The 512-nt window shown below is 48.2% G+C and carries 1 protein-coding gene and 1 pseudogene; both read right to left on the bottom strand.

Translation table 11 applies throughout. From position 1 onward, the window contains the following. On the bottom strand, positions 1 to 304 hold a 304-nt coding region (locus tag A3766_RS08550; protein WP_197479445.1), incomplete at its 3' end, for an ATP-binding protein. Positions 305 to 315: 11 nt separating this feature from the next. Then, a pseudogene (locus tag A3766_RS31955) lies at positions 316 to 512 on the bottom strand (IS21 family transposase); the annotation flags it as partial.

Genomic DNA, 512 nt, shown 5'->3' with positions numbered 1-512 from the left:
GGTTTTGATATTTTTTTATCCAGTCGCATTGAAGTAACGATGCCATCATGGATTGTTTCAAGCCTCGAGGGTGCTCGTAATCGATGTCTTGTGCGCTTGCCGCGATCTTCAGTTTGGCAGACTTTAGTAAGCGTTGCTGTTTACGCTGCTCTCGATCCTGGCTTTCATTATCAGCAAGCAGTTGCAGGCGCTCTCCGAAGGAGAGCCCTTCGTAGGTTCCTGGATGTTCAAGCTGGCTAGCGAGCGCATTGGCCATACCGCTAAGCTTGAGCTGTCTAAGTTGAGTGATAGTTTGCTCTGTCATGTGAATGTCCTTTAATGGAAGCTTTGCGGGCCGCGTATGTTTTCGTGTGATTGCGGTAGTAGTGGTAGTTGGTCAGTACGGCTCGTACGTAACTTGTCTTGATTACTCTGCAAGATGCTTTTGACCTGCTTCAACCTGTAGAGGTGGTGCTGATTGGCGATGGCACAGGCATTATTGATACGCTCTGCCGGATAGTTCCTAGATAGAT

This window comes from Oleiphilus sp. HI0132 (assembly GCF_001635845.1).
This window is presented reverse-complemented; position numbering and strand designations above follow the sequence as displayed.